This window comes from Candidatus Frankia nodulisporulans, from assembly GCF_902806475.1.
Taxonomy (GTDB): domain Bacteria; phylum Actinomycetota; class Actinomycetes; order Frankiales; family Frankiaceae; genus Frankia; species Frankia umida.
In genome coordinates, this window is record NZ_CADCWS010000388.1 from 1 (window position 1) to 2,693 (window position 2,693).

2 protein-coding genes and 1 pseudogene are annotated in these 2,693 nt (G+C 71.9%); 1 reads left to right on the forward strand and 2 read right to left on the reverse strand.

The genetic code is table 11. From position 1 onward, the window contains the following. Positions 1-530: HAD family hydrolase (locus tag G6R24_RS20045; protein WP_163550702.1), on the reverse strand; the 530-nt coding region annotated here is incomplete at its 3' end. Positions 531-1,113: 583 nt separating this feature from the next. Between G6R24_RS20045 and G6R24_RS20050 the strand changes: the two genes are divergently transcribed. Further along, positions 1,114-1,956, forward strand: a complete 843-nt coding sequence (locus tag G6R24_RS20050; RefSeq protein ID WP_163550703.1) for a PAC2 family protein — start codon at positions 1,114-1,116, stop codon at positions 1,954-1,956. A 44-nt stretch (positions 1,957-2,000) separates the two neighbouring features. On the opposite strand, the pseudogene G6R24_RS20055 reads toward G6R24_RS20050, so the two are convergent. Next, positions 2,001-2,693 (reverse strand): annotated as a pseudogene (locus G6R24_RS20055) (hypothetical protein); the annotation flags it as partial.

Here is a 2,693-nt window from a genome sequence, read left to right on the forward strand (position 1 = left end):
GCGGAGGCGCCGGAGAGGCTGTCTTCGAGGACGATGCAGGCGCACGGGTCGACGCCCAGGTGCGCGGCGGCGCTCAGGTAGGGCTCGGGGTCGGGCTTGCGGCGGTGCACCTCGTCGCCGGCGACGGTCACCGCGAACAGGTCGCGGCCGACGATCTCCAGGACAGGGTCCATCAGGTTGCGGAAGGAGGAGGAGACCAGCGCCGTGGGCACGCCACGTTCGTGTAGGGCGGTGAGCAGTTCCAGGGCGCCGGGCTGGGCGACGATGACGCCGGGTTCGCGGAACAGCTCCGCGGAGCGGCGCAGCAGGAACTGGGCGGTTTCCTCGACCGCGGACAGCGGCTGGCCGAGCATCGTGACCATGATGGGGACGGCGGTGTCGATACCGTGTCCGATCATGGCTCGTTTCATGGCGGGGGTGAACGTCCCTCCGAGGCGGGCAGCCGCCTCGTGTTCGGCCACGGTCCAGATCGGCTCGGTGTCGACCAGCAGTCCGTCCATGTCGAAGAAGACCGCCGCGAGGCTACCCACGTTCGCTCCTGCCTTGGCTGAGATGACGGATCGTGCGGAGGCGGCCGCCCGTGGTGCGCAGGCTGCCGGTCGTGCGGGAGGTGCGGGTGGTGTGGTGAACCGTCCAGTTCGTATGCTGCCGGACGGCGCCGGTGGGGCTGACACCCGGCCGGGTCGAACGGGTGGGCGCCGGCTGTCGTGACTCGGACAGCTTGTGGCGGGACTGTTCACGATCCCGCATCGGCGGGTATCCGTCCGAAGCCGATACGGTGCTGCCAGCGCAACATTCCGGGACGTGTGCCCGGTACACCCGGCACCGTCCGACGCCGCTGGGGCAGGGTGCACTAGTGACGTTGCAGAGTGTGACCGTCGGACTGTCTCCGGGGTGCCGGCGGACTGTCGTCAGACCGAGGAAAGGCGTTCCCACGAGAACACCGGCAGACTGGAACCGCGGCGGGTCCCCCATGGGCGGGGGATTCCCACCGAGGGCGAGGCGGGCTGACGTCACCGGATGTCAGCTCGAGGCAGGAGACGTCCACGTGAGGACGTACCGTGGCACTGTCACGGGGGCAGTGGGCCGCCGCTGGGCGGCAGGAGGTGGTAGGTGATCGAGTTCTCCGGCGTCGGCCAGCTGCGGTCGCCGGTTGTGGTAGCCGCCTTCGAAGGATGGAACGACGCAGCCGACGCGTCGTCCGCGGCCGTCGAGCATCTGGAGACGGCGTTCAAGGCTCGGGTGATCGGTGCGATCGACCCGGACGACTACTACGATTTCCAGGTCAACCGGCCGACGGTGACCGGCACCGACGGGGCGTCCAGGAAGATCACCTGGCCGACCACCCGGTTGTCGGTGGCCCGGCCACCCAAGTCCGAGACGGACCTGGTGCTCATCCGTGGGCTCGAGCCGAACATGCGCTGGCGGGGGTTCACCGACGAGCTCATCGAGGCCGTGCACGCGCTCGGTAGCGACATGGTGATCTCGCTCGGGGCGCTGCTGGCCGACTCGCCACACACCCGACCGGTTCCGATCAGTGGCACCGCCGGGGATGCGGCCACCGCCGCGCGGTTGGGGTTGGAGCCGTCCCGTTACGAGGGGCCGACGGGCATCGTCGGGGTGTTCGGGGAGGCGTGCGCGCGCGCGGAGCTCGCGTCGGTGTCGTTCTGGGCGGCGGTGCCGCACTATGTGGCGAACCCGCCGTGTCCGAAGGCGACACTGGCCCTGCTGCGCCGGGTGGAGGACCTGCTCGACATCGAGATTCCACTTGGTGACCTGCCCGAACGGGCCAAGGCGTGGGAACGTCAGGTCGACGAGCTCGCGGCCGGGGACACCGAGGTCGCCGAGTACGTCCGGTCGCTGGAGTCACGCGAGCCGGAGACGGCCCTGCCGGAGGCCAGCGGCGACGCGATCGCCCGCGAGTTCGAGCGGTACCTGCGCCGCCGCGGTCAGTAGCGTCGGCGACCGTCGGGCCGGCAGCCCGGCCGGGCCCGTGACCGCTATTCGTCGACGATCTCCGCGTCGATGATCTCCTCGTCGACGCCGCGACGGTAGCGGACGCCGGTCGTCGCGCTGCCGCCCGGACGCGCGGTGGCCCCGGTCGACGAGTCGGCCCCGCCGACCCGTCCGGTGTCGGGGTAGCCGGAACTGGTCTGGCCGGGGTTGGCGTGACCGGCGGCGGTGTATCCGGCCTCGCCATAGCGGGCATCGGTCGAGCCGGGATCGGGATAGCCAGCGTCGGAGTGGCCAGGATCGCCGTAGCGGGCGTCGGTGTGGGGGGCCTCGCCATAGCGGGCGTCGCCGTAAGGGGCGTCGGCGTAGCGGGCATCGCCGTAGTGGGCGTCGGCGTGGCCGGGGTCGCTGGAGCCCGGATCGGTGGGGCCGCCGGGGTCGGTGAGCCGGTGGCGTCCCGGCGCGCGACGGCCGAAACCGGCGGTCGCCCAAGCGGACGTGCCCGCCGAGGCTGCCGTCCCCTGGGTTCGTGGGACGAAGGGCCGTGCCGAGCCCTCGGCGAAGCCGTCGCCGACCGTCGCCGTCCCTGCCGTGGCGTAGCCGGCCGACGCCGCACCCGCCGATCCGGCGGTGCCGGCGGATGTGGCCCCGTTCGGCGCCGTCGCCGTGGACGCCACCCACCCGCCGGTGGTGGGACCATGACCGGTGGGACCATGACCGGTGGGACCATGACCGGTGGG